This window comes from Pseudomonas sp. TWR1-1-4 (assembly GCF_049897165.1).
GTDB lineage: Bacteria > Pseudomonadota > Gammaproteobacteria > Pseudomonadales > Pseudomonadaceae > Aquipseudomonas > Aquipseudomonas canadensis.
Genome location: NZ_JAFCVS010000003.1, coordinates 160,470 through 182,876 on the forward strand (window position 1 = coordinate 160,470; position 22,407 = coordinate 182,876).

24 protein-coding genes are annotated in these 22,407 nt (G+C 59.2%); 19 read left to right on the forward strand and 5 right to left on the reverse strand.

Annotation, left to right across the window (positions count from 1 at the left end; all coding sequences use genetic code 11):
* Positions 1–94: 94 nt before the first annotated feature.
* Together argJ and ACP7C6_RS09060 are read left to right on the forward strand one after the other, a co-directional pair.
* Positions 95–1,312, forward strand: coding sequence for a bifunctional glutamate N-acetyltransferase/amino-acid acetyltransferase ArgJ (argJ, locus tag ACP7C6_RS09055; protein ID WP_122685517.1), 1,218 nt, complete (start codon positions 95–97; stop codon positions 1,310–1,312).
* A gap of 13 nt (positions 1,313–1,325) precedes the next feature.
* Positions 1,326–2,270 carry a Nudix family hydrolase gene (locus ACP7C6_RS09060; protein WP_028617752.1) on the forward strand — a complete coding sequence of 315 codons (945 nt, stop codon included), beginning with the start codon at positions 1,326–1,328 and terminating at the stop codon, positions 2,268–2,270.
* A 161-nt stretch (positions 2,271–2,431) separates the two neighbouring features.
* On the opposite strand, the gene ACP7C6_RS09065 is transcribed toward ACP7C6_RS09060, so the two are convergent.
* Genes ACP7C6_RS09065 through ACP7C6_RS09075 form a run of 3 tightly spaced genes read right to left on the reverse strand, consistent with a single transcriptional unit; the run spans position 2,432 to position 6,013 of the window.
* Positions 2,432–3,010, reverse strand: a complete 579-nt coding sequence (locus ACP7C6_RS09065) for a cob(I)yrinic acid a,c-diamide adenosyltransferase (protein ID WP_426108639.1) — start codon at positions 3,008–3,010, stop codon at positions 2,432–2,434.
* 2 nt (positions 3,011–3,012) lie between these two features.
* On the reverse strand, positions 3,013–5,049 hold the full coding sequence (locus tag ACP7C6_RS09070) for a sensor histidine kinase (protein WP_308907957.1): 2,037 nt from the start codon (positions 5,047–5,049) through the stop codon (positions 3,013–3,015).
* Positions 5,050–5,095: 46 nt separating this feature from the next.
* Complete coding sequence (locus ACP7C6_RS09075) at positions 5,096–6,013, reverse strand: putative 2-dehydropantoate 2-reductase (RefSeq protein WP_426108640.1); 918 nt, start codon at positions 6,011–6,013, stop codon at positions 5,096–5,098.
* Between the two features lie 123 nt (positions 6,014–6,136).
* Between ACP7C6_RS09075 and ACP7C6_RS09080 the strand changes: the two genes are divergently transcribed.
* Both ACP7C6_RS09080 and ACP7C6_RS09085 read left to right on the forward strand, forming a co-directional pair.
* Positions 6,137–6,622: a YajQ family cyclic di-GMP-binding protein gene (locus ACP7C6_RS09080; protein WP_003175814.1), complete on the forward strand. Its 486-nt coding sequence runs from the start codon at positions 6,137–6,139 to the stop codon at positions 6,620–6,622.
* Positions 6,623–6,757: 135 nt separating this feature from the next.
* On the forward strand, positions 6,758–7,600 hold the full coding sequence (locus tag ACP7C6_RS09085; protein ID WP_010208089.1) for a mechanosensitive ion channel family protein: 843 nt from the start codon (positions 6,758–6,760) through the stop codon (positions 7,598–7,600).
* 191 nt (positions 7,601–7,791) lie between these two features.
* Here the strand turns inward: ACP7C6_RS09085 and ACP7C6_RS09090 are convergent, their stop codons facing one another.
* Positions 7,792–9,090 carry an OprD family porin gene (locus ACP7C6_RS09090; protein WP_068937976.1) on the reverse strand — a complete coding sequence of 433 codons (1,299 nt, stop codon included), beginning with the start codon at positions 9,088–9,090 and terminating at the stop codon, positions 7,792–7,794.
* A gap of 875 nt (positions 9,091–9,965) precedes the next feature.
* Between ACP7C6_RS09090 and ACP7C6_RS09095 the strand changes: the two genes are divergently transcribed.
* A complete protein-coding gene (locus tag ACP7C6_RS09095) occupies positions 9,966–10,391 on the forward strand; it encodes an HIT domain-containing protein (RefSeq protein WP_426108641.1) in 426 nt (141 codons plus the stop codon).
* A gap of 3 nt (positions 10,392–10,394) precedes the next feature.
* A complete protein-coding gene (locus ACP7C6_RS09100; RefSeq protein ID WP_010208093.1) occupies positions 10,395–10,601 on the forward strand; it encodes a SlyX family protein in 207 nt (68 codons plus the stop codon).
* 69 nt (positions 10,602–10,670) lie between these two features.
* Here the strand turns inward: ACP7C6_RS09100 and ACP7C6_RS09105 are convergent, their stop codons facing one another.
* The gene (locus tag ACP7C6_RS09105) at positions 10,671–11,273 is read right to left on the reverse strand and encodes a cold-shock protein (protein ID WP_016975455.1); all 603 of its coding nucleotides are present in this window, start codon (positions 11,271–11,273) and stop codon (positions 10,671–10,673) included.
* 415 nt (positions 11,274–11,688) lie between these two features.
* Between ACP7C6_RS09105 and ACP7C6_RS09110 the strand changes: the two genes are divergently transcribed.
* From ACP7C6_RS09110 to tolB, 13 genes are all read left to right on the forward strand, one after another.
* Entirely contained in the window at positions 11,689–12,162 is a 474-nt protein-coding gene (locus ACP7C6_RS09110; protein WP_028617745.1) for a Dps family protein, read from the forward strand.
* A 180-nt stretch (positions 12,163–12,342) separates the two neighbouring features.
* Complete coding sequence (locus ACP7C6_RS09115; protein ID WP_028617744.1) at positions 12,343–12,675, forward strand: ribbon-helix-helix domain-containing protein; 333 nt, start codon at positions 12,343–12,345, stop codon at positions 12,673–12,675.
* Between the two features lie 168 nt (positions 12,676–12,843).
* Positions 12,844–13,065: an FmdB family zinc ribbon protein gene (locus ACP7C6_RS09120; RefSeq protein ID WP_016975453.1), complete on the forward strand. Its 222-nt coding sequence runs from the start codon at positions 12,844–12,846 to the stop codon at positions 13,063–13,065.
* A 107-nt stretch (positions 13,066–13,172) separates the two neighbouring features.
* The gene (aspS, locus tag ACP7C6_RS09125) at positions 13,173–14,948 is read left to right on the forward strand and encodes an aspartate--tRNA ligase (protein ID WP_028617743.1); all 1,776 of its coding nucleotides are present in this window, start codon (positions 13,173–13,175) and stop codon (positions 14,946–14,948) included.
* 135 nt (positions 14,949–15,083) lie between these two features.
* Positions 15,084–15,830: a YebC/PmpR family DNA-binding transcriptional regulator gene (locus tag ACP7C6_RS09130; RefSeq protein WP_028617742.1), complete on the forward strand. Its 747-nt coding sequence runs from the start codon at positions 15,084–15,086 to the stop codon at positions 15,828–15,830.
* A gap of 140 nt (positions 15,831–15,970) precedes the next feature.
* On the forward strand, positions 15,971–16,495 hold the full coding sequence (gene ruvC / locus ACP7C6_RS09135; protein WP_016975450.1) for a crossover junction endodeoxyribonuclease RuvC: 525 nt from the start codon (positions 15,971–15,973) through the stop codon (positions 16,493–16,495).
* A 67-nt stretch (positions 16,496–16,562) separates the two neighbouring features.
* Positions 16,563–17,174: a Holliday junction branch migration protein RuvA gene (gene ruvA, locus ACP7C6_RS09140; RefSeq protein WP_003175802.1), complete on the forward strand. Its 612-nt coding sequence runs from the start codon at positions 16,563–16,565 to the stop codon at positions 17,172–17,174.
* On the forward strand, positions 17,175–18,233 hold the full coding sequence (gene ruvB, locus ACP7C6_RS09145; RefSeq protein ID WP_003193867.1) for a Holliday junction branch migration DNA helicase RuvB: 1,059 nt from the start codon (positions 17,175–17,177) through the stop codon (positions 18,231–18,233). It abuts the gene before it with no gap.
* A 139-nt stretch (positions 18,234–18,372) separates the two neighbouring features.
* Positions 18,373–18,828, forward strand: a complete 456-nt coding sequence (gene ybgC, locus ACP7C6_RS09150; protein ID WP_015885610.1) for a tol-pal system-associated acyl-CoA thioesterase — start codon at positions 18,373–18,375, stop codon at positions 18,826–18,828.
* Position 18,829: 1 nt separating this feature from the next.
* Positions 18,830–19,525 carry a protein TolQ gene (tolQ, locus tag ACP7C6_RS09155; RefSeq protein WP_010208111.1) on the forward strand — a complete coding sequence of 232 codons (696 nt, stop codon included), beginning with the start codon at positions 18,830–18,832 and terminating at the stop codon, positions 19,523–19,525.
* A 23-nt stretch (positions 19,526–19,548) separates the two neighbouring features.
* Positions 19,549–20,001, forward strand: a complete 453-nt coding sequence (gene tolR, locus ACP7C6_RS09160) for a protein TolR (protein ID WP_161634127.1) — start codon at positions 19,549–19,551, stop codon at positions 19,999–20,001.
* Positions 20,001–21,074, forward strand: a complete 1,074-nt coding sequence (tolA, locus tag ACP7C6_RS09165; protein ID WP_426108642.1) for a cell envelope integrity protein TolA — start codon at positions 20,001–20,003, stop codon at positions 21,072–21,074. Before tolR ends, tolA begins: the two co-directional genes overlap by 1 nt.
* Positions 21,075–21,091: 17 nt before the next feature.
* Positions 21,092–22,372 carry a Tol-Pal system beta propeller repeat protein TolB gene (gene tolB / locus ACP7C6_RS09170; protein ID WP_032864323.1) on the forward strand — a complete coding sequence of 427 codons (1,281 nt, stop codon included), beginning with the start codon at positions 21,092–21,094 and terminating at the stop codon, positions 22,370–22,372.
* Positions 22,373–22,407 lie beyond the last annotated feature (35 nt).

The window sequence follows — 22,407 nt, forward strand, 5'->3', positions numbered from 1 at the left end:
CCGCGACCGGCCTCTGCCGTCGCGGCGTTTTGCCATTAATTTCGCCGTTGCTCACGACGGCACAGACATCATCTGATTTTTAAGGAGCGCATTCATGGCTGTTGGTCTTGGTCCTTTGCCCACATTGCACCCGGTTGCAGGTTTTGAACTCGGTATCGCTTCGGCCGGCATCAAGCGCCCGGGGCGCAAGGATGTGGTAGTGATGCGCTGTGCCGAAGGCTCGACCGTCGCCGGTGTGTTCACCCTCAACGCGTTCTGCGCCGCGCCAGTGATCCTGGCCAAGCAGCGCGTTGCCGGCACGATCCGTTACCTGCTGACCAACACCGGCAATGCCAACGCCGGCACCGGCGAGCCAGGCCTGGTGGCGGCCGCGCGCACCTGCGCCAAGCTGGCCCAGTTGACCGGCGTCGACGCCAGCCAAGTGCTGCCGTACTCCACCGGCGTGATCGGTGAACCGCTGCCCGTCGAGAAAATCGAAGGCGCATTGCAAGCCGCGCTGGACGACCTGTCTGTGGATAACTGGGCCGCGGCAGCAACCGGCATCATGACCACCGATACCCTGCCCAAGGGCGCCAGCCGCCAGTTCGTGCACGATGGCGTGACCGTCACCGTGACCGGTATCAGCAAGGGCGCGGGCATGATCCGTCCGAACATGGCCACGATGCTCGGCTACATCGCCACCGACGCCAAAGTCTCCCGCGACGTGCTGCACAGCCTGATCCTCGACGGCGCCAACAAGTCGTTCAACCGCATCACCATCGATGGCGACACCTCGACCAACGACTGCTGCATGCTGATCGCCACCGGCCAGGCCAACCTGCCGGAAATCACCGAGGCCAGCGGCCCGCTGTTCGCGGCGTTGAAGCAGGCCGTATTCGAAGTGTGCATGGAAGTCGCCCAGGCCATCGTGCGTGACGGCGAGGGCGCCACCAAGTTCGTTACCGTTGAAGTGAATGGCGGCGGCAATCACCAGGAATGCCTGGACGTTGGCTACACCGTGGCGCATTCGCCGCTGATCAAGACGGCGCTGTTTGCCTCTGACCCGAACTGGGGCCGTATCCTGGCCGCTGTGGGCCGTGCCGGCGTGCCGGACCTGGACGTGAGCAAGATCGACGTGTTCCTCGGTGACGTGTGCATCGCCAGCCGTGGCGCCCGCGCCGAGACCTACACCGAAGCCCAGGGCTCGGCGGTGATGCAGCAGGAAGAAATCACCATCCGCATCGAGCTGGGTCGCGGCGCGTGCAGCGAAACCATCTGGACTACCGACCTGTCCCACGAGTACGTAAAGATCAACGCGGAATACCGTACCTAAGAGGATAAGCACGGTGAAACGAGTGCATGTAGCAGCCGCGGTTATCCGCGGTGTCGACGGCAGGATCCTGCTGGCCCGCCGCGCCGATACCCAGCATCAGGGCGGCCTCTGGGAGTTTCCCGGCGGCAAGGTGGAGGCCGATGAGTCGGTTGAAACCGCACTGTCCCGCGAATTGCAGGAAGAGCTGGGCATCCAGGTCACCACGGCGCGGCCGCTGATCAAGGTGCAGCATGATTACCCGGACAAACAGGTGTTGCTGGATGTCTGGGAAGTCTCGGCGTTTACCGGCGAGCCGCACGGAGTCGAGGGGCAACCGTTGGAATGGGTGGCACCTCGGGACCTGCTCAACTATGAATTCCCGGCGGCTAATGCGCCGATCGTTGCGGCGGCGCGCTTGCCTGCCGAGTACCTGATCACCCCTGGCGAACTGGAAACCCCGACGTTACTGCGGGGTATCCAGAAAGCTATAGCCGGCGGCATCAAGCTGGTGCAACTGCGTGCGCCCAATGGCTACGACCCTAAATACCGCGACCTGGCGGTGGACGCAGTAGGCCTGTGCGCCGGCAAGGCTCAGTTGATGCTCAAGGGACCGTTCGAGTGGCTGGGGGATTTTCCTTCGGCCGGTTGGCACATGACCTCGGCACAACTGCGTAAATACGCGAGCAAAGGTCGACCGCTTCCTAAAGACCGTTGGTTGGCGGCGTCTTGCCACAACGCAGAAGAGCTGGCACTGGCGGAAATGATGGACGTGGATTTCGTCACGCTGTCGCCGGTGCAGCCGACCCAGACTCACCCCGATGCACAGCCATTGGGATGGGAGCAGGCGGCAGAGTTGATCAGTGGGTTCAGCAAGCCCGTATTTCTGCTAGGCGGGGTTGGGCCCGCCGAGCGGGAACAGGCTTGGGAGGCTGGGGCTCAGGGTGTGGCGGGGATTCGCGCTTTCTGGCCGCAGGTTTGACGCGGACACTGTGGTGAGCGGGCTTGCCCGCGCTGGGCTGCGGAGCAGCCCCAAAACAGACAGCGTGTTGTGTCTGAGTCTATGCGGCGGCCTTATTTGGGCTGCTTCGCAGCCCAGCGCGGGGCAAGCCCGCTCACTACAGGTTTGGCGTTTTCATAAGGCTAGTGTGGCTTAGCGGCCGCCTGCCACAAAACTTCCGCCACGCCCTGGCGCTTGGCAATCACCCGCGCCGCCACAAACAGCAGATCCGACAGCCGATTGATGTACGCCAGCCCCACGCCTTCCAACGACTCAACCGCATTCAACTGCTGACACCGCCGCTCCGCACTGCGCGCCAGGCTTCGGCATACATGGGCTTGTGCGATCAACGCCGAGCCACCGGGCAGGATGAAGTTCTCCAGCGGTCCCACTTCCTCATTCCAACGATCGATCGCCGCTTCCAGTCGATCCACTTCCGCAGCGTTCAACGCTTTGTACACCGGCATTGCCAGCTCCCCCCCCAGATCGAACAAACGATGCTGGCAAGGCGTAAGCACCTCGATCACATCCCTTAACGCCGGATGCTTGCCACTCTGTTCTTCGAGGCTGGCCAGCAACAAGCCCAACTGGCTGTTCAGTGTATCCACCTCACCAATTGCCTCCACCCGTGGGTGGTCCTTAGGCACGCGGCGGCCATCGCCCAGGCCCGTTTCACCCTTGTCGCCAGTGCGGGTGTAGATTTTCGACAGGCGAAAGCCCATGGTCAGTGCTCCAGTTGATTCAATTCGTAAGGAGGAATTTGGCTGCCGGCCAATGGCAGGCGCAGGGTGAAACAGGTGCCCTGGCCCAGGGTGGAATGCACTTCCATCTGGCCCTTGTGGTTGTTGGTGATGATGAAATACGACACCGACAGCCCAAGCCCGGTGCCCTGGCCGATTTCCTTGGTGGTGAAGAATGGCTCGAAGGTGCGCTTGCGCACGTTCTCGCTCATGCCGATGCCGTTGTCTTCCACCTGGATCTCCGCCCAGGGCGGGTTGAGGCGCGTGCGCAGGATGATGCGCCCCGGTTCGCTGTCGTCTGCACGCAGGTGAATGGCTTGGGCGGCGTTTTTCAGCAGGTTGAGCAGTACTTGTTCGAGTTCGTTGGCGGTGCCGGGCACCGGGCCGAGCTGAGGGTCGAACTGGCGGATGATTGCCTGGCCTTTGAAGTCGAAGCCGATGGCCAGGTCGAAATCATTGCCGGCGATTTCCACGGCCTGGTCGATCAGCGCAGGCAGGTCGCATGGAGCCATCTGCCGGTTGCTGCGACGGCTGAAACTGAGCATGTGGGTGACGATCTTCGCCGCCCGCGCCCCGGCCTGCTGGATGCCATCCAGCAACTGCGGCACTTCGCGGCTTTGCAGGTAGTGGTTGACCGTTTCCAGCTCGATGCCAGCCTGTTCCGCATGCTCCAGGTTCTTGGGCAAATCGGGGGACAGGCGGCGGCGGATGTTCTGCACGTTATGCAGTATCGCCCCTAGCGGGTTGTTGATCTCATGGGCCATGCCGGCAGCCAGGCCACCCACGGAAAGCATTTTCTCCGACTGCACCATCATTTCTTCCAGGGACAGGCGCTGGGTGATGTCATCGATACGGATCACCACGCCACGCCCGGCCCCGCCCATCAGCGGGTAGAAGGTCAGGGCGTAATGCTTGGCTTCGTCGTCCTTGAACCAGGTGACACGCTCGATGCGCTCCACGGTGTGTTGCTCAACCGCCGCCCGGATCTGCGGCAGGTAAGGCTTGAGCGGCTGGAACGCCAGGTAGATCGGCTGGTTGAGGGCTTCGTCCAGGCGTGTGCCGGAGAGGGCGCTGGCCTCCTGGTTCCATTGGGTGACGTAGAGCTGTTCATCCAGGGCGATCAGCGCCGAGGGCATCGAGTCGATGATGCTGTTCAGGTAATTCTGGAAGCCGGTGAGTTTCTTCTCGATCTTGCTGCGAACCTGCACTTCCAGTTCCAGTTTGCGGTTGGTGTGGCGAGTTTCCTCCGCCAGACCCTGAGCCTGGTCATACGCCGCCTGGGAGTCGTCCCGCGCGCGCTTGAGTTGTTGCTCACGGGCTTCGATGCGCGACAGCATGGTGTTGAAGGCTTCGGCCAGGCTGCCGATTTCATCGTGGTTGCCGCGACCGGCGCGCAGGGCGTAGTTCTCTTCGCGGGTGACTTGGCGTGAAAGCTCTTCCAGCTCGTGGATCGGCCGGGTGATCAGCCGTTTGATCTGGCGGGCGATGATCAGCCACAACAGCACGCTGAAAATCAGGATGCCCAGGCTCGCCGTCAACGTGCCGGTATAGAACGCTACGGGCAACTCGCTGCTGGCCACCAACAACAAATGCCCGGACGGCTGGCCTGCGCGGGGGAGTGTAATGACTTGGTTACTGCGAAACTCGGTCACGCGCCAGGCTTCGATGTGCCGATAGTTGTCCGGCAGGTGCAGGCGGTCGCCGTGTTGCATCTGCGCCAGGCGGTTGCCTTCGCCGTCGTACAGGGCGGCGGCGCGCAAGGGCGAATAGCTGGTCAGTTCGTTGAGCAGCGCGTCAGCCTTGGCCGGCGATTCGAGGGCTTCGGCGGCGAGCGCGGGGTTGGACACCAGGCGGCCGATGGCCTGTAAGGCCTGGGGCGCCATGCTTTCCTGGGAGATCCAGTAGGCGGCGCTGATAAAGGTCAGGTTGGCCACCAGTAACACGGTGGTCAACAGCACCAGCAGGGCGGCCAGCAGTTTCTGCCCGACCGGTAGGTTTTCAAGACGCTGGCGCAGCGGCATCAGGGTTTTCCCAGGTGATAGACAGGCGGGCAGGGTAGCGCGTGGCTCAGTCGCGGGGCAATCCGCGTGCAAGCAAGTGCTCCACCAAGCGTACTTGCAGTTGTTGCAGGTGCGGCAGGTTCAGTTGGTGACGAGAGGCCGCCTGGCAAGCATAGCCCAATAGATAGTTGATTTCGGTGCGACGGCCGGCGGTTACGTCCTGATACATGGACGAGTAGTTGGCGGCGGTGGCCTGGATCACCCGTTCCACTTCGTGTTGCAGGTCCTGGGCGGCAGCCGGTTGGCCGCAACACTCCAGCAGTTCGCCGAGTTCGGCGCACAGGGTTGCGACTTCGCAGTGATGGGCTTGCAGTTCCCCGTTACGGCACTGGTACAGCACGGTCAGCGGGTTGATGGCGCAATTGAGCGCCAGCTTGCGCCACAGCCGTGTGAGGATGTCGGTGCTCCAATCGTGGGGGATACCGGCCGCTTGCAAGTCATCCAGCCAAAGCGGCGGGGTGGGGTGGCTTGCGTCTCCCAGCCAGGTGTAGCCATGGCCGGCAAACACCACACGCCAGTCGCCATCGCGAAACGCGCCTTCGGTACTGGAGGCAAAGATGCAGCGTGCCTGGGGCAGTTGCGCGGCCACAGCATCCTGGCTGCCGAGGCCGTTCTGCAACAGGATCAGTTCGACGTCGGGTGCCAGCCGGTGCTGCAGCTGAGCGACGGCGCCTTGGGCGTCGTAGGCTTTGCACGCCACAAGTAGACGATGAATCGGCTCTGGGCTGTCAGGCGTTTCACCAATCACCGGGTAAGTGTGTTCTATGCCCTGTTCCACCAGGGTCAGCCCCTTGGCTGACTGATAATCGGCCAGGCGCGCAGCATCGCGCAGGATCAACCGCACGGGCACGCCTGCACGCGCCAGACGTGTGGCCCACAGTGTACCCAGGCTGCCGGCGCCGAGAATATGCCAAGTGGTCGACATCAGTTTGTACTCCGAAGGGGCGCCCGCAGCGAACGGGACAAAAGAACCGCTATAATGCCCCGGCATTTTAGCTTGGGCGCGCTCCATCTCTACTGAGCCCGCCCCTTATATTGGAGAAATGACATGCCTTCGTTCGACGTGGTATCCGAACTGGACAAACACGAAGTCACCAACGCCGTCGAGAACGCCGTCAAGGAACTGGACCGTCGCTATGACTTGAAAGGCAAGGGCAGCTTCGAATTCAAGGAAAAAGAGCTGACCGTCAACCTGACCGCTGAAGCCGATTTCCAGCTGGAAGCGATGATCGAGATCCTCAAGCTGTCGCTGGTCAAGCGCAAGATCGACGCGCAATGCCTTGAAATCAAGGACGCCTACGCCTCCGGCAAGCTGATGAAGCAAGAAGCCGTCCTCAAGGAAGGTATCGACAAGGAGCTGGCGAAGAAGATCGTTGCTCACATCAAGGACGCCAAGCTGAAAGTCCAGGCCGCGATCCAGGGTGAGCAGGTTCGCGTCACCGGCAAGAAGCGTGACGACCTGCAAGAGGCCATCGCGGCCCTGCGCGCCAAGACCTTCGACATGCCGCTGCAGTTCAATAACTTCCGCGACTGATGGCACTTTGGGGAACCTGTGGGCGTTTTTGACGTCCCACGCCCCAGAACTTGCGCCGACTATTGAGCCCTACGGGGCTCAATTGCATTTATGGCCACTCAATACGCCGAACATCCGGTAAACAGGAGAATGTAGATGGATTTGAATGCTGAAGTGGATCACCTGATCAAGACCTCAGAGTCTTGGTTACCGATGATCATGGAATACGGCAGCCGGTTTTTGCTGGCGGTGGTCACCCTGGCCATCGGTTGGTGGCTGATCAACGTGTTGACGCACCGAGTGGGGCGTTTGCTGGCATTGCGTAATGCTGACCTGGCGCTGCAACACTTCATCACCAGCCTGGCGAACATTGCGCTCAAGGTCATGCTGGTGGTCAACGTGGCCTCGATGATCGGCGTCGCCACCACCTCGTTCGTTGCCGCGATCGGTGCTGCCACCCTGGCCATTGGCCTGGCGTTGCAAGGCAGCCTGGCAAACTTTGCCGGCGGCGTGCTGATTCTGTTGTTCCGCCCGTTCCGCATTGGTGACTGGATCGAAGCCCAAGGCACTTCCGGCACCGTCGACAGCATCCAGATCTTCCACACCGTGCTGCGTACCGGTGACAACAAGACCGTGATCATCCCCAACGGCAGCCTGTCCAACGGTCTCATCACCAACACCAACCGTCAGCCGACCCGCAAAGTGGTGTTTGATGTGGGCGTCGACTATGAAGCCGATCTGCAGAAAGCCCGTGAAGTTTTGCTGGAGCTGGCGAAAGATCCGCGCGTATTGGCAGACCCGGCTGCGGTGGCGGTGGTGTCGACCTTGGGTGACAGTTCGATCACCGTTTCCTTGCGTTGCTGGACCAAGACGGCCGATTACTGGGACGTGGTGTTCATGTTGAACGAACTTGCACGGGACCGCTTGAAAGCGGCGGGGATTGATATTCCGTTTCCACAGCGGGTTATTCGTGTGATGCAGGAAACAGTTGCCAAGTAATCTGGGATCATTCTCGAACTTGGCCGTTAGGTCAGGTTCAAGGTGCAAGCGCTAATCTCGTTAGTTAGCTTGCTAGTTATTCTGGTGCTGAAACATTACAGCCATAAAAAAAGCCGCTCCCTTGCTAAATAAGGGAGCGGCTTTTTGTTTAAGGCCTAGGCCTTAAGTCATCGTTGTAATTAAAGTGTCAATTACAAGATGTTCAGCGGGTATTGGGCGATCAGACGCAGTTCGTCGATGGACGAAGAACCGTAGTACACGCCATCAGACGAACGATAGGTCGCTTGACGTACACGCAGGCTCAGGTCTTTGGCCGGGCCGCTCTGGATCACGTATTTGGCTTCGATGTCGCGTTCCCACTCTTTGCCGTTCGAGGTCGTGGCGGTTTGAGCGCCGCTACCGGTTACGTAGCGAGTCATGAAGCTCAGGCCAGGAATGCCAAAGGTCGCCATGTTGATGTCGTAACGAGCCTGGTAGGACTTCTCGCCTTCGCCGTTGAAGTCGGAGCGGGCAATGGAGTTGGCCAGGAACACTGAGCCGCCGCCGTCTACGCCGTAACCGTAATCGCCGTCACCGGTGACTTTCTGGGCAGCCAGTGTGAAGGTGTGAGCACCAATGGTGTACGCACCTTGCAGGCTGAACGCACGGTTATCAAGCTTGGTGGTTTTGTCGTAGTAGGCGCGTTGCTTGCCTTCACCGTCACTTTTCGTGTCGTAGATGTTGAAGTCCAGGGCGAAGGACTGGTCGTCGCTCAGCGCGTGGGTCCAGTTAAGGTTGCTGTACCACTTGCGGAAGTAATCTTCGGTTTTTGCATAGTACAGGCTGCCGGTAACCTCTGGGGTGAAGGAGTAGACGGCACCGGCAAAGTCGGTCTTCGTCAGGCCCAGGCTGTCACGGAAGGTCTGGTTCTGTGCGACGCTGGAAGTGAAGTGACCACCTTCCAGTTTAAGGCCCTTGATCTCGTTGCTGGTGAGCGAGATACCTTGTGGCAGCTCTGGCAGCAAACGGCTGTCATCGGAAGCAAACACAGGAGCGGTGGTGTATTGGTCGCCGACTTTCAAGACCGTATCGGAGATGCGGAATTTAACGGCACCGCCGCCTTTGGAATAATCGTCCTGCGAGCGACCGTCGGAACCGGACGGGAACAGACCAGTGCCAGCACGGCCCTTACCGCTGTCGAGCTTGACGCCCAGCAGGCCGATCACGTCTACACCAACGCCGATGGTGCCTTGGGTGAAGCCCGATTGGTACAGGGCGTTGAAGCCCAGGCCAGTCTCTTCAGCACGGCTTTTATTCTTGCCGTTGACTTTGTCGTAGCCATCCAGTGGCTCATTGCGGAAATCGCGGCTGAAGTACAGGGCGCGAGTGTTGATGCTGAAAGTGCTGTCTTCAACAAAGCCTTTGGAATCGCTTTGGGCGGACGCCATTGCGAACTGCGTAGTGCCTGCTGAAACAGCCAGGGCGATCATGCTCCACTTCATCACGCGCATCGTGATTTGCTCCTTTGGTTTTAGGAAGAGTACTGCCGTCCCACCTATATTTTTGTCTGGGCGGCTCTTTCTTTTTGTGTCGGCGCAAAGTTATATCACGCTGACAATATTGGCGATACTTGCCCAACTTTCCTTTCAGCTTCTTTACGAGCTTGTCGTAGATTGCTATATCCATGTCGCAAATTCACAGCCTCACTGTAACGAGGCTGACAACTTCAATGCTGTTTTCCGACCGTTAAAAGAACGCAAAAAAACGTTACTTTGTTAAGTTTGAAATCTTCCTTGGCGCGCATTGAACCGCTGCTGTTTTTCATCGCGAAACACCTGCTTCCCTTCCGGTGCCGTTGCCGACGATAGAGGGATGAATGCAGCAAGCGTGCCCAAACCGTAAATCGAATGTCATTTTTTCGTGAAAAACGTTACCGCTTCGTGAAAACCGCATAAGCACGGGGTTTTTACGCCGATTGGTTTGGCCTTGACGCTCGGGCTCTGTGCCTGTGTTGTGGTGCATAAATCCTGTATCTGGGAAAAACGTTACCCGTTCACCCCATTCAGTGGGTAATCGGCGGATCTCTTTGAGGCGCAATTGGGTCATTTTGGTGCATGGCCTCTGATGCCTCAGTGTTTGGGTGATGGCTCAATGCCTTGTTTTGTGAGGCCTCTGCATCGCGGTTTTCCTCGCAATGTTTTGATCTGTGCTTGGTCAATCGCCGAAGGTTTGGTGGTTGAGCGTAGTCGAAAAAATCGTTTGGATCGAAATGGTGCACTTTTTTTCGCCACGCCTTGCTTGGGCGCGTATTGGTTGGCGTGAAGCAATAGCGATTCGCGGGTATGCTGGTGGCCTTGAACCTGACCTGCCGAACGGAGTGCCTGCGGTGTTCGCTTTAGATCAACGCCTTCAACAAGACACACTGGTCATCGGGGATTTCCCCCTGTGCCGCCTGCTGTTGTCCAATGACTCGAACTACCCTTGGTTCATCCTGGTGCCGCGCATCAATGCTATCAGCGAAGTGTTTCAACTGGATGTCTTCGACCAGCAACGCCTGTGGCAGGAAACGACTGCCCTGGCCCAGTTGCTCAATGAAGGTTTGGCCGCCGACAAGATGAACATCGGCGCTCTGGGCAACGTGGTCAGCCAGTTGCACGTGCATGTGATTGTGCGCAAACGTGATGATGCCGCCTGGCCTGCGCCGGTGTGGGGCAAGCATCCTGCGAAGCCTTATATCGATCAGCAAGTGTCAGCCATTCGTGCTCGTCTGCGCGAGCTGCTGCCCGCCGACTTCGTCTTTACCCAGGGTTGAATCATGGATCTGCAAGACCGCGTCAACGATCTGGAAAGTCGCCTGGCCTTCCAGGACGACACCATCGAGACTCTCAATGACATCCTTGTCACCCAGCAGCGCGCCGTCGAACGCCTGCAACTGCAGATGACCGCGTTGCTCAAGCGCCAGGAAGAAATGGGCGGTCAGTTCGAAACGTCCGAAGAAGAAGCGCCGCCGCCTCACTATTAATAGGCGTGCATAAAAAAACCGCGACCCAGCCAGGCTGGGTCGCGGTTTTTTTTGCTACGAAGCTGAGTATCAGCGACGCGGCAGTGCAGCGATCACGTCTTCGGCCTGCAGGCCTTTGTCGCGATTCATGACGGAGAATTCCACACGCTGGCCTTCCACCAGGACGCGATGGCCTTCGCCGCGAATGGCCCGGAAGTGGACGAAGATATCGTCGCCCGAATCACGGGAAATAAAGCCGAAGCCTTTGGATGTGTTGAACCACTTGACGGTACCGGTATCCCGATTGGTCATGTCGTAGGTTTGCGACGAGGCCGCAGGGGACGAACGGTAGAAGCTGATGGCCAGGTGAAGAACAATGGCGGCCACAGCAATCACCAGGCTGAGCAGGATGGCCGGGTGGCCGCCGACTTCAGGCATGGGCGCCAGGAGGGTGAGGGTTTGTACGACGACAGTCAGAACTAACAGCGCGCTGACCAGGTTTTGCAGTTGATGACGTGTGCCTTTGTTCCAGTAAGGGATCACCGGTGCCAGCGTCAGGTTAAGAAGGCCGAACAAGGCCAGGTACAGAGCGTCGTGTTGTTCCAGATACGGCAGGCTTTCAGGCTGCAGGCTCGGGATAAAGGACAGCAGCAAAGCTGCAACGCCCGTTAGCAGGTGGACGATTTTCAACATTTTGATTAACTCACGTTAAGACGGATCACAAGGAAGAGCTGACTGGCACGGTTCGCTTCTGAACAATGGGAGGCGTTGGGCACGTGCGCGGGGTATCAGCCTATGCCGCTGCCGCAGAAAATAACGGCGTCGACACGCCGCCTATTTAACAGCAAAGGCTGTGCCTACTCAAATCAAGCATTTCGGGGTGTTGCAAGGGTGACGGCATTTCTGCGTCAAACGCTTGTCCTAGACACGTGCGGGCTTTTCCAGCAGCCTGCTGGGACGTTTCCCACATGGACTGAAGGCTTGGGCCGTGTCGTTCTGGCAGGCCAAGGCGGGACGAATTGCCGCGCCGGGCTGCGCATCACCGGCACACTTGCTAGAGTGGTCCTGCACCGGATCAATGAATGCTTGTCAATTGAAGGGGATAAACATGGCAATCGATATCGGTATCAGTGAAGAAGATCGTAAATCCATCGTCGACGGGCTTTCGCGACTGCTTTCGGATACCTATGTACTGTACCTGAAGACCCACAACTTCCATTGGAACGTCACGGGCCCCATGTTCCGCACGTTGCACCTGATGTTCGAAGAACAGTACAACGAGCTGGCGCTGGCCGTGGACTCCATTGCCGAGCGTATCCGTGCCCTGGGCTTCCCGGCACCGGGTGCCTACTCCATCTACGCCCGTCTTTCTTCCATCAAGGAAGAAGAAGGTGTGCCGAGTGCTGAAGACATGATCAAGCAATTGGTAGAAGGCCAGGAGGCGGTCACTCGCACCGCGCGCGGTATCTTCCCGCTGCTCGACAAGGTCAGCGATGAGCCGACGGCCGACCTGTTGACCCAGCGCATGCAGGTTCACGAAAAGACCGCGTGGATGCTGCGTTCCCTGCTCGAAAATCAGTAAACAACTGGCCTGAGCGGCGCCTTCCCAGCGCCGCTCGCTTGTTTCCGCGCATTTCCTGGCGTTGTCCTACGCCGATCAACTCCGCGTCTTCTGGCTGCCGCACTCTGCCTGCTGTTTTATAGGGTGATTGCCCAATGGGACACCCCATGGGCGGCTGTTTGGCAATGGAGTGTCAGGTGTATGTCACGCGGAGTGGGTAATGGAGTCATGGAAACCGGTGGTTTTCATAAAATAAAGGTCGACCCCTTTGTTAAAGGGTTCGACATGGGACTGGCCAAGCCATTGTCCCGGTCAGTGAGGCTCAACGGGTTTTCCACGTGCCTGCGGCTGGAGCAGATCTATTGGAATATCCTCACGGAAATCGCCAGGATCAATGCCTGTTCGGTCAGTGCGTTGCTGTCCTATGTGGATCGGGAAGTGCACTTGCGTCATGGCGGCGTGAAGAACTTCAGTGGGTTGGTCAGGGTGGTGTGTGTGGTTCACGCCCTGAAAGAGCGTGTTCAACCTTCTTAGCTACCGGGCTTCGGGGTCATGTCCTCCTTTAAGGCGGGCAAGGCCCCTGGGCAGAAAGCCGGCTGCGCTACCTCGATTTACCAGATATAATCCCGCGCTTTGCTGCGCGTGCCGGGTTGTTCCGGAGCAGGCGTGGCGCAGTAACGTTCTGATCGCCGAGACATCGCCATGCCCATGTACGACTATCAATGTGCTTCCTGTGGTCATCAGTTGGAAGCCATTCAGAAGATCAGCGCCGCGCCGCTGGTCGATTGCCCGGCCTGCCAAGCGCCGCAGCTCAAGAAAATGTTGTCCATGCCAGGCTTCCGCCTGAGCGGCAGCGGCTGGTACGAAACCGACTTCAAGACCGGCTCGAAGAAGAACCTGGCGGGCGGCGACAAAGCAGACTGAGTTGAACTCTACGCGCAGGCTCCTGCATTATCCGTCCCCTGCTTTAATGCACGGTGACGAGGCAAGCCTCCACCGAATTTCGAATTACGAGAAGTGAAACCACTACCATGATGCGCAGCCATTATTGCGGCCAACTGAACGAGACCCTGGAAGGTCAGGAAATCACCCTTTGCGGATGGGTTCACCGTCGCCGCGACCACGGCGGGGTGATCTTCCTCGATATCCGTGATCGTGATGGTCTGGCCCAGGTGGTGTTCGATCCGGATCGCGCCGAGAGCTTCGCCGCCGCCGATCGCGTGCGCAGCGAATACGTCGTGAAGATCACCGGCAAGGTACGCCTGCGTCCGGCCGGTGCCGTGAACAAGAACATGGCCTCCGGCGGCATTGAAGTGCTGGGCTATGAACTGGAAGTGCTGAACGAATCGGAAACCCCGCCGTTCCCGCTCAACGAATACTCCGACGTCGGCGAAGAAACCCGCCTGCGTTATCGCTTCCTGGACCTGCGTCGTCCGGAGATGGCCGAGAAGCTGCGCCTGCGTTCGCGCATGACCACCAGCATCCGCCGCTTCCTCGACGAAAACGGCTTCCTGGACGTTGAAACCCCGATCCTGACCCGGGCCACCCCGGAAGGTGCGCGTGACTACCTGGTACCGAGCCGTACCCATGCAGGTTCGTTCTTCGCCCTGCCGCAATCGCCGCAGCTGTTCAAGCAGTTGCTGATGGTGGCCGGCTTCGACCGTTACTACCAGATCGCCAAGTGCTTCCGTGACGAAGACCTGCGCGCTGATCGCCAGCCGGAATTCACCCAGATCGATATCGAGACCAGCTTCCTCGATGAGAAAGAGATCATGGGCCTGACCGAGCAGATGATCCGTAATCTGTTCAAGGAAGTGCTGGACCTGGAGTTCGGCGATTTCCCGCACATGACCTTCGAAGAAGCCATGCGCCGTTACGGTTCCGACAAGCCAGACCTGCGTAACCCGCTGGAACTGGTGGACGTGGCCGACCAACTCAAAGCAGTCGACTTCAAGGTGTTCAGCGGCCCGGCCAATGACCCTAAGTGCCGCATCGCCGCCCTGCGCGTGCCTGGCGGCGCGAGCATGCCGCGCAAGCAGATCGACGACTACACCAAGTTCGTCGGCATCTACGGTGCCAAGGGCCTGGCGTACATCAAGGTCAACGAGCGCGCCAATGGTGTTGACGGCCTGCAATCGCCGATCGTCAAAAACATCCCGCTGGACAACCTGAACGCGATCCTCGACCGCGTCGGTGCAGTCGACGGCGATATCGTGTTCTTCGGCGCCGACAAGGCCAAGATCGTCAGCGAGGCCCTGGGCGCACTGCGCATCAAGCTGGGTCACGACCTGAACCTGCTGACCTGCGAATGGGCCCCGATGTGGGTCGTTGACTTCCCGATGTTCGAAGAGAACGACGACGGCAGCTTCAGCGCCTTGCACCACCCGTTCACTGCGCCGAAGTGCTCGCCGGCCGAGCTGGAAGCCAACCCGGCGGGCGCGCTGTCCCGCGCCTACGACATGGTGCTCAACGGTACTGAGCTGGGTGGCGGTTCGATCCGTATCCACCGCAAGGAGATGCAACAAGCGGTCTTCCGCCTGTTGGGCATCAACGAAGCGGAACAGGAAGAGAAGTTCGGCTTCCTGCTCGACGCCCTGAAATACGGCGCGCCGCCGCACGGTGGCCTGGCGTTCGGTCTGGACCGCCTGGTGATGCTGATGACCGGCGCCCAGTCGATCCGTGAAGTGATCGCCTTCCCGAAAACCCAGAGCGCTGCGGACGTCATGACCCAGGCTCCGGGTGTGGTGGATGCCAAGGCACTGCGCGAGTTGCACATCCGCCTGCGTGAGACGCCTAAGGCTGAGTAAGGCTGCTGCGTGAAAGCGCACTGAGGTTTACGCAGTCTAAAAAGGCGCATCTTCGGATGCGCCTTTGCGTTAAAGGACTATTCCTCGCCTGGGGCGGGGTTGATCAAGGTTTCTATAGAATTTCGGAGTTGTGTTATGGCTGGCCATTCCAAGTGGGCGAACATCAAGCACCGCAAAGAGCGTCAGGATGCCAAGAAAGGCAAGATCTTCACCAAGTGGATCCGCGAGCTGACCGTCGCCGCCCGCCAGGGCGGTGGTGACCCCGGCTCCAACCCGCGTCTGCGCCTGGCGTTGGACAAGGCGCTTGGCGCCAACATGAGCCGCGACATCATCGACCGCGCCGTGGCCCGTGGCGCCGGTGCTGCCGATACCGACGATATGGTCGAACTGAGCTACGAAGGCTACGGCCCGGGCGGCGTGGCGGTGATGGTCGAGTGCATGACTGACAACCGCAACCGCACCGCGGCAGCCGTACGCCACGCGTTCAGCAAGTGCGGTGGCAACCTTGGCACCGACGGTTCGGTGGCTTACCTGTTCGAGCGCAAGGGGCAGATCACCTTCGCCCCCGGCACGGATGAAGACGCGCTGATGGAAGCGGCGATGGAGGCGGATGCCGACGACGTGGTGACCAATGAAGACGGTTCCATCGACGTGTTCACCTCGTTCGCCAGCTTCTATGCCGTGCGCAATGCCCTTGAAGCCGCGGGTTTCAAAGGCACCGACGCGGAAATCGTGATGCTGCCGACCACCAGTGCCGAGCTGGACCTGGATGGCGCGCAGAAAGTGCTGAAGATGCTGGATATGCTGGAAGACCTGGATGATGTGCAGAACGTGTATTCCAATGCCGACATCCCGGAATCCGTCGCCGAACAGCTCTCCTAGGCACACCGCTCCCCTGTAGGAGCCGGCTTGCCGGCGATAGGGCCCTTGAGGACGCCATCGCCGGCAAGCCGGCTCCTAAGGGGTTTCATGTCACCCTGCATGTTTTATGCTGGTTTCTCTTTACCTTATCTGCAGGCGTTATGACTTTAATCCTAGGTATCGACCCCGGTTCGCGCATCACCGGTTTTGGCGTGGTGCAACAGACCCCGCGCGGCTGTGTCTACGTCGCTTCGGGCTGCATCCGCACCGGCGCGGGCGAGTTGGCCGAGCGCCTGCAGATTGTCTATCGCGGCGTGCGTGAAGTGATCCAGACCTACGGACCGGTCACCATGGGCATCGAAAAGGTGTTCATGGCAAAAAATGCCGACTCCGCGTTAAAGCTTGGCCAGGCCCGTGGCGCTGCCATCGTTGCCGGGGCGGAGGAGGGCATGGAGATCGCCGAGTACACGGCGACCCAGGTCAAGCAGGCCGTGGTCGGCACCGGTGCGGCGAATAAAGAGCAGGTGCAGATGATGGTCATGCACATGCTCAAGCTCACTTCAAAACCGCAGATCGACGCCTCCGACGCCCTGGCCATTGCCATTTGCCATGCGCACACCCGCTCCAGCTTGCTGCCTCATGGGCTGGGTACGGCACGCAGTCGTGGCGGGCGGCTGCGTCTCTGATAGCATCAGCGCAATCGTAATTTCCGGTCAGGCCATGCGCTGACCCCAAGCTTTAAGGATCTGAACCGTGATTGGACGCTTGCGCGGCACCCTGGCTGAGAAACAGCCGCCGCACCTGATTCTGGATGTAAACGGGCTGGGGTATGAGCTGGAAGTGCCCATGACCACCCTGTATCGCCTACCGTCGGTCGGTGAGCCGATTACCCTGCACACCCACTTGGTGGTGCGCGAAGACGCGCAACTACTCTATGGTTTCATCGGCAAGCGCGACCGTGACTTCTTCCGCGAGCTGATCCGCCTCAACGGCGTGGGCCCGAAACTGGCCTTGGCGTTGATGTCGAGCCTGGAAGTGGATGAGCTGGTGCGCGCGGTTTCGGCCCAGGACACGTCGGCGCTGACCAAGGTGCCGGGTGTCGGCAAGAAGACTGCCGAGCGCCTGCTGGTGGAACTCAAGGACCGCTTCAAAGCCTGGGAAGTGGTACCGAGTATGTTCGCCCTGGTGCCGAATCAGCCGGATATGCCGGCGGGCCAAGTTGCCAGCGCCGAAAGCGATGCCGTCAGCGCGCTGATTTCCCTGGGCTACAAGCCGCAGGAAGCCAGCAAGGCCGTGTCGGCCATCAAGGACAAGAACCTGAGCAGTGAAGACATGATCCGCCGCGCCCTGAAGGGAATGATTTAAGTGATTGAAGCTGATCGTCTGATTGCAGCCACTGGCCCGCGCGACCGTGAAGAGGTCCAGGACCGCGCCATCCGCCCCCTGAGCCTGGCCGAATACATCGGTCAGCCCACCGTGCGTGAGCAGATGGAGTTGTTCATCCAGGCTGCGCGCGGGCGCAGTGAGTCCCTGGACCACACGCTGATCTTCGGGCCGCCTGGGTTGGGCAAGACCACCCTGGCCAACATCATCGCCCAGGAAATGGGCGTATCGATCAAGTCCACCTCCGGCCCGGTGCTGGAGCGTCCGGGGGATCTGGCGGCGTTGCTGACCAACCTCGAGCCCCATGACGTGCTGTTTATCGACGAGATTCACCGGCTTTCGCCGATCGTCGAGGAAGTGCTGTACCCGGCGATGGAGGACTTCCAGCTCGACATCATGATTGGCGAAGGCCCGGCGGCCCGTTCGATCAAGCTCGATCTTCCGCCTTTCACCCTGGTGGGGGCCACCACCCGCGCCGGTATGTTGACCAACCCTTTGCGAGACCGTTTCGGCATTGTTCAACGTCTAGAGTTCTATAGCACGGCGGACTTGGCAACCATCGTCAGTCGTTCGGCGAGCATTCTCGGTTTGCCGCTGGACCCGGAAGGCGCGTTTGAAATCGCCCGCCGGGCCCGTGGTACGCCTCGGATCGCCAACCGTCTGCTGCGCCGTGTGCGGGACTTTGCCGAGGTGCGGGCCAAGGGGCATATCACCAAGGCGGTGGCCGATCTGGCGTTGAACCTGCTGGATGTGGATGAGCACGGCTTCGATCACCAGGATCGGCGTCTACTCTTGACCATGATCGAGAAGTTTGACGGCGGTCCGGTAGGCGTCGACAGCCTGGCCGCGGCCATCAGCGAAGAACGCCATACCATTGAGGATGTGCTGGAGCCATATCTGATCCAGCAGGGTTACATCATGCGTACGCCGAGGGGGAGAGTCGTCACGCGCCACGCCTATCTGCACTTCGGGTTAAACATTCCGTCACGATTGGGCGAGATGCCTGTAGTAGACGAATTCCTCGATGCAGTGGACGATTAAAAGCTTCACGCCAGACGATTTATCCGAGGTTTGTGCTGTCCTAGTGGCTGGTGTCGTCATTCAGTCACTCGAAATGTTTCGATGGATTAAAAAACAGTTGCCCAGCCGGATTGGCAACCTGAGGAGTAAGCACTAGAGTATGCGCGCGCAAAACGGGGATCAGTCGTTCGCACATCGCTGTCGCGTTTATTACGAGGACACCGATGCGGGCGGCATCGTGTATTACGTCAACTACCTCAAGTTCATGGAGCGGGCTCGAACCGAGCGGCTACGGGAGCTGGGCTTTGCCCAATCCCAGCTGGCAGGGGAGGACCTGTTATTCGTCGTGCATTCCAGCGAGGCGCGCTATCACGCGCCGGCGCGGCTGGACGACGAACTGTTGGTCAGCGCTGAAGTAATCGAATTGAACCGTGTCAGCCTGCGTTTCAAGCAGCAGGTCAGGCGGGCAACGGATGCAACGCTGCTCTGTGAGGGGCAGTTCCTGGTGGCCTGTGTGCGCACCAATAGTTTGAAACCCCGGGCCATTCCCGAAGCTCTACGTGCGGCCTTTGCCGACGTAAGCGGCGCGGGTAAACAATCAAAGCAGGAGATTTAGCGTGGAACCTACCGTCGTCGACCATTCCTCCATGTGGAGCCTGGTCAGCAATGCCAGTGTTGTGGTTCAACTGGTCATGCTGACCCTGGTAGCCGCATCGGTTACCTCTTGGGTCATGATTTTTCAGCGCAGCAATCTGTTGCGTGCCGGTCGACGTGCCCTGGAGAGCTTTGAAGAGCGCTTCTGGTCGGGTATCGACCTGTCCAAGCTTTACCGTCAGGCAGGCAGCAACCCGGACCCGGATTCGGGCGTCGAGCAGATCTTCCGCGCCGGCTTCAAGGAATTCTCCCGCCTGCGCCAGCAGCCAGGTGTTGACCCGGAAGCGGTCATGGAAGGTGTGGCTCGTGCCATGCGCGTTGCCATTTCCCGTGAAGAAGAGAAGCTTGAGCAAAGCTTGCCGTTCCTCGCCACCGTCGGCTCCGTAAGCCCTTACATCGGCTTGTTCGGTACCGTGTGGGGGATCATGAACTCCTTCCGTGGCCTGGCCCAGGCCCAGCAAGCGACCCTGGCTACCGTGGCTCCTGGTATTGCCGAAGCCCTGATCGCCACCGCGATCGGCCTGTTCGCTGCTATCCCCGCAGTAATTGCCTACAACCGTTTTGCTGCTCGCGGCGAGAACCTGATTGGCCGTTACTACACCTTCGCCGATGAATTCCAGGCGATCCTGCACCGTAAAGTGCACACCAGCGAAGAATAAGCAGGTATCTCACGATGGCTTTAATCACTCGAGCTCGAACCAAGCGCAAGCCGGTCGCCGAGATGAACGTAGTGCCTTACATCGACGTGATGCTGGTGCTGCTGGTTATCTTCATGGTGACCGCGCCGATGCTCAACCAGGGTGTGAAGGTTGACCTGCCCAAGGTTTCCAGCGAAGCCTTGCCGCAAGACAACAACACCCAGGTGCTGACCATTTCGATCAAGTCCGACAAGACCTATTACTGGAACCTTGGCAGCGAAGTCGACACTCAGAAGCAGCAGGACAAGGCCCTGACCTTGCCGGCGATGACCGACGCGGTGACCAAGATCATTCGTTCCGGCAACGAAGGCGGCAAGCACACCCAGGTCTTCATCCGCGGTGACAAGGCGGTCGACTACGGCTCCGTCATGGGCGCCATGGGCGGGCTGCAGAAGGCCGGCGTGGGTAACGTTGGCTTGATTACCGAGGCGCCCTGATGCAGCAACAGCGAGAGCCGTCCGCCTCGGAAAGCTACTTCTGGCCTAGCGTCTGGGCAATTGCCCTGCACGTCCTGGTGTTTGGCATGCTGTTCGTCAGCTTTGCCATGACTCCGGACCTGCCGCCAGCCAAGCCGATCGTGCAGGCGACCCTGTATCAGCTGAAATCGAAAAGTCAGGCCACCACCCAGACCAATCAGAAGATTGCGGGTGAGGCCCAGAAGTCGGCTGCGCGCCAGACTGAAGTCGAACAGATGGAACAGAAGAAGGTCGAGCAGGAAGCGGTGAAGGCTGCTGCGGAACAAAAGAAAGAAGAGGCGGCTCAAAAGGCCGAGGAATCGAAAAAGGCTGAGGAAGCCAAGAAAGCGGACGAGGCGAAAAAGGCTGATGAAGCCAAGAAAGCCGAGAAAGCTGCCGAAGCCAAAAAGGCCGAAGAGAAACAATTGGCTGATATAGCCAAGAAGAAGTCTGAAGAAGAAGCCAAGAAGGCTGCTGAAGAAGAAGCCAAGAAAAAGGCCGCTGAAGACGCCAAGAAGAAAATAGTCGAAGACGCGAAGAAGAAAGCCGCCGAAGACGCCAAGAAAAAAGCTGAAGCAGACGAGGCGAAGAAAAAAGTCGCCGACGACGCGAAGAAGAAAGCTGCCGCCGACGCCCAGAAGAAAAAGGCCCAGGAAGCAGCGCGCAAATCCGCCGAAGAGAAAAAGGCCCAGGCCTTGGCAGACTTGCTCTCCGACACGCCGCAGCGTCAGCAAGCCTTGGCCGATGAACGTGGTGATGAAGTCGCGGGCAGTTTCGACGACCTGATTCGGGCGCGGGCAGCAGAGGGATGGACACGTCCACCTTCGGCACGTAAAGGCATGACAGTAGTGCTGCAGATCGGCATGTTGCCGGACGGTACGGTGACTTCGGTCAGCGTGTCCAAGTCCAGTGGTGACGGTTCGTTCGACAGTTCGGCGGTTGCCGCGGTCAAGAATATTGGCCGGTTGACCGAGATGCAGGGAATGAAACCAAGCGACTTCGCTCCCTATCGTTCATTCAAGATGACATTCACACCTGAGGATCTAGCCTTGTGAGAAACCTTCTTCGAGGAATGCTTGTCGTTATTTGCTGTATGGCAGGGATAGCGGCGGCGGATGAAAAGAACATCCTGGTCACCAGCGGTAGCGATCGGGCCACCCCGATCGCGGTAGTGCCGTTCGGCTGGCAGGGCGGCAGCGTGCTGCCGGACGACATGGCCCAGATCGTCAGCGACGACCTGCGCAACTCCGGTTACTACGCACCGATTCCAAAAGGCAACATGATCAGCCAGCCGAACCAGGCCAGCGAAGTCGTGTTCCGCGACTGGAAAGCGGTAGGTGCGCAGTACCTGATGGTCGGCAATATCACGCCGGCCGGTGGTCGTCTGCAAATCACCTACACCTTGTTCAACGTGGCGACCGAACAGCAGGTCTTGACCGGCAGCGTTTCGGGTACTGCCGAGCAGATCCGCGACATGGCCCACTACATCTCGGACCAGTCGTTTGAAAAGCTCACCGGTATCAAGGGTGCGTTCTCGACGCGTCTGCTGTACGTAACGGCTGAACGTTTCTCTGTAGACAACACTCGTTACACTTTGCAGCGCTCGGACTACGACGGTGCACGGGCTGTGACCTTGCTCCAATCCCGTGAGCCAATCCTGTCGCCGCGCTTCGCGCCGGACGGCAAGCGTATTGCCTACGTGTCCTTCGAGCAGAAGCGTCCGCGTATCTTCGTCCAGCACATTGATACTGGCCGTCGTGAGCAGATCACCAACTTCGAAGGCCTCAACGGTGCACCGGCCTGGTCGCCGGATGGTTCGCGCCTGGCGTTCGTGCTGTCCAAGGATGGCAACCCGGATATCTACGTGATGAACATGGCTTCGCGCCAGATTTCCCGCGTAACCAGCGGCCCGGGCATCAACACCGAACCGTTCTGGGGCAAGGATGGTTCGACCATCTACTTCACCTCTGACCGAGGCGGCAAGCCACAGGTCTACAAGGCGAACGTGAATGGTGGTGGGGCAGAGCGTGTTACTTTTATCGGTAACTACAACGCCAACCCTAAGCTTTCGGCCGATGAAAAGACGTTGGTGATGATTCACCGTCAGGATGGTTTCACTAATTTCCGGGTTGCGGCCCAGGATTTGCAGCGCGGAACCGTAAAAATCCTCACAGATACCAACCTTGATGAGTCAGCCACTGTTGCGCCCAACGGCACCATGGTAATCTACGCCACCCGCCAGCAGGGCCGGGGAGTCTTGATGCTCGTGTCCATAAATGGACGCGTAAGGCTCCCACTTCCTACCGCACAAGGCGAAGTCAGAGAACCATCCTGGTCCCCTTACCTGAACTGACGCGGCGCTACAAAAAGAAGTACTTAACACACTGG